This is a genomic window from Streptomyces sp. NPDC088732 (genome assembly GCF_044751205.1).
Classification (GTDB): domain Bacteria; phylum Actinomycetota; class Actinomycetes; order Streptomycetales; family Streptomycetaceae; genus Actinacidiphila.
The window spans coordinates 1-3,049 of sequence record NZ_JBIVLI010000063.1; the positions used below are offsets into that span (position 1 = coordinate 1).

The following is a 3,049-nucleotide window of genomic DNA, read 5'->3' on the forward strand; positions in this document are numbered from 1 at the left end:
TGACCACCGGCTCGCATCAGACAGCACCACATCCCACCCCATGCCCACCTCAACGAGCCCGCTGCCCACCCGTCACGGCAAAGACCGTTGCAGTATTAGTACGCGACGTGGTGACACGGTGACAGTCCACACCGCTGTGCCCCCGGAGGGGAGCCGGCGCGGCGGGGCTGCGCAGGGGCGTCCCGAAGGGCCGGGCGTGGTTCACACGATCCATTGTGACACGGTGTATTTCTGAGCCGAGACGCCCGGCAGGGCTGGGCTGATCATCAGGGAATGCGTGGTTCGTCCGGGCGCCGGAGCGATGACAGTGTTTGCAAGACGTTTTGGTTTGCTACGGTGTCACTCGCGTCGGTCGGGCGGACCGAGGGAATCACGCCACGGTTGTGGCGGTGACCTCGTGATGTGCCCCCCTGGGGACGGGCCGCGTGGAAGACTCCCGGTGTGGATCTGTGGGGAGACCCATGCCGGGAATACGGGAGCGTCCTGTGCTGAGCCTGTCGGGGGTCTTGGCGCGGGGCGTTCCCCCCGTTCCGGCGGGCCGGGTCGGGGCACTGCCCGCGGATCGCAATGTTTGATAAATGATTCAACATCTGACACTGTTTGCCACGGCCGCGGCCGAATCGCGACGGTGCGGTTTGAGGCCCGGAGCCGGTGACGGGCCCGGGGTTCAGCCCCTGCGGCGGCACCGGTGGCTCCGCATGGTGTGACAGTGCAGTCCCCGCTATCGAGTCAGGGAAGCCGAGGAAGCAGTGAATCCGACCAGCAGGACCAGCAGCGAGCCCATGGCCGATGTCCGAGACATGTACATGGCGCACACCATGATCCGTCGTGAATTCGGCCTGCTCCCGCAGCTCGTGCGGGACGTGCTGCCGAACGACACCAAGCGCTCGGAAGTCGTCGGCGCCCACGCCGAGTTCGTCTGCCGGCTCCTGCACTTCCACCACGACGGCGAGGACCTGATCCTGTGGCCGCTGCTCCAGGAGCGGGGCCAGGAGGAGGCCGAGGCCATCGTCCCGGTGATGGAGGAGCAGCACCACGCCATCGAGGCCGCGAACGCCGAGGCGATCCGCCTGCTCCCGGAGTGGCGGTCCACCGCGCGCGGCGGCCACGAACTGGCCGAGGTGTTCGACCGGCTGCTGGACGCGCTGCTGGAGCACATGTCCATGGAGGAGCAGCGGATCCTTCCCCTGGCCGAGAAGTACGTCACCGCGGCCGAGTGGCGGCAGCTCGGTGAGCACGGCATGAGCGAGATGCCGAAGAAGGCGCTGCCGCTCGCCTTCGGCATGGCGATGTACGAGGGGGACCCCGAGGTGATCAAGGCGGTCCTCGCCGAGGCTCCGGGACCCGCCCGGCTGATCCTGCCGTTCCTCGCGCCGCGGCTGTACGCGAAGCACGCCAAGCGGGTGCACGGCACCGCCACCCCGCCGCGCCTCTTCCGCTGACCCGCGCCCCGACGGGGCCCGGGACGACGGGCCGGCGGGAAGTCGTCAGGCCGGACGTCCGAACAGGGCGCGGGCGTTGCCCGAGGTCATCATGTGCTTCCCGGCGGCGTCGAGTGCGTCCGTGGCGGCCAGTGCGGCGGCCAGGGACGTGACGACGGGCGCCGCGGTGAACGGGTGGTCGCTGCCGTACAGCAGCCTGTCGGGGGCGACGAGGGCGAGCAGCGCGGGCAGCGCGCGGGGCAGGGCGGCGCCCGCCACGTCGTAGTGCAGCCCGCGCAGCGCCGCCAGGACGTCGACGTCCGTGCCGGACATCCGCGCGAACGCGGCGATCCGGTCGGCCGTGACCGGAAGCGCCGCACCCGCGTGCGGCACGACGAACCGGATGCGCGGGTACCGCTCCGTCACGCGCCGCAGGACGAGTTCGGCGACCGCGCGGGTCGAGTCGAAGAGGAACTCGACCATCGGGCGCGGGAATCCGAGGGCGGTCCGCTCCCCGCAGGCGGGGGACGTCGGATGCAGGAGCACCACGGTCCCGCGCCGGTCCAGCTCCGCCATCAGGGGCTCGAAGCCGCCGTCCCCGAGATACACCCCGTCGTGGTTGGTCAGCAGGATCACGCCGTCCGCGCCGAGGACGTCCAGCGCGTACCCCAGTTCCGCCAGGGCGGCCCGGACGTCGGGCAGCGGGAGCGACGCCAGCAGTCCGAACCTCCCGGGATGCTCCGCGGCGACGGCGGCGCCCTCCGTGTTGACCGTACGGGCCAGCGCCGCGCGTGCGGCCGCGTCCCCGAACGACACACCGGGGGAGGAGACGGACAGCATGGCCGTCGCGACACCGGTCGCGTCCATCAGCGCCAGGGCGCTCCCCGGGCTCCACTCGGGGATCGCGGGCATGCCGTCGGGGCGTGTGTGCCCGGCGGCGACCAGCGCCCTGCGGTAGGACGGGGTGATGTAGTGGGCGTGGACGTCGATCGCCCCGCCGAGCCCGGCGAAGTCCTGTGCGGCGGCGGCCATGGCGCTCCTCGGTGCGGCGGGGCCGATCGCTGGGATCGGACGGGGCGGACCGATCACAGCACCGCCTTCGCCTCCGGGGCGGGAGGTCGTCCGTGTCGCCCCCGCCGCCGCCCGGAAGGCCCACAGGATGTGGGCGGCATGCGGGGGGCTATCGGGGGCACATGACGGGCGACGAGCTTGTTCACAGGGAGGCGGCCATGGAGATCTCGGGCATCATCAGTGCCATCATCATCGGCGTGATCATCGGAATTCTGGGACGTCTGGTGGTCCCGGGACGTCAGCACATCGGCGTGATCTGGACGATTCTGATCGGCATCGTCGCGGCGCTGATCGGCTCGGCCATCGCGGCGGGCGTGGGCGTCGCGGACACCAAGGGCGTGGACTGGATCGAGTGGCTCATCCAGATCGCGCTGGCCGCGGTGGGCGTCGCCGCCCTGGACCGTGCCAAGGCGCATCGCTGACCTTCGTTCCCCGACACGGCGCACAGGGGGCGGGGGGCCCGGGCCCCCGGCCCCCGCCCCCCCCCCCCGCCCCCCGCCCCCACTGGGGCACGGGGCGGGCCCCCCCACGGGCCCCCCGCGGGGGCCCGGGTTGTG

3 protein-coding genes are annotated in these 3,049 nt (G+C 71.9%); 2 read left to right on the forward strand and 1 reads right to left on the reverse strand.

Annotated elements, in window-relative coordinates; all coding sequences use genetic code 11:
* The first annotated feature begins 782 nt into the window (after positions 1-782).
* Complete coding sequence (locus ACIP9H_RS42240) at positions 783-1,442, forward strand: hemerythrin domain-containing protein (protein WP_401587302.1); 660 nt, start codon at positions 783-785, stop codon at positions 1,440-1,442.
* A 45-nt stretch (positions 1,443-1,487) separates the two neighbouring features.
* Here ACIP9H_RS42240 and ACIP9H_RS42245 read toward each other — a convergent pair whose 3' ends face one another.
* Positions 1,488-2,453, reverse strand: coding sequence for an amidohydrolase family protein (locus ACIP9H_RS42245; protein ID WP_401964260.1), 966 nt, complete (start codon positions 2,451-2,453; stop codon positions 1,488-1,490).
* A 197-nt stretch (positions 2,454-2,650) separates the two neighbouring features.
* Here ACIP9H_RS42245 and ACIP9H_RS42250 point away from each other — a divergent pair, with 197 nt between their 5' ends.
* The gene (locus tag ACIP9H_RS42250) at positions 2,651-2,914 is read left to right on the forward strand and encodes a GlsB/YeaQ/YmgE family stress response membrane protein (protein WP_360904050.1); all 264 of its coding nucleotides are present in this window, start codon (positions 2,651-2,653) and stop codon (positions 2,912-2,914) included.
* Positions 2,915-3,049: the final 135 nt, after the last annotated feature.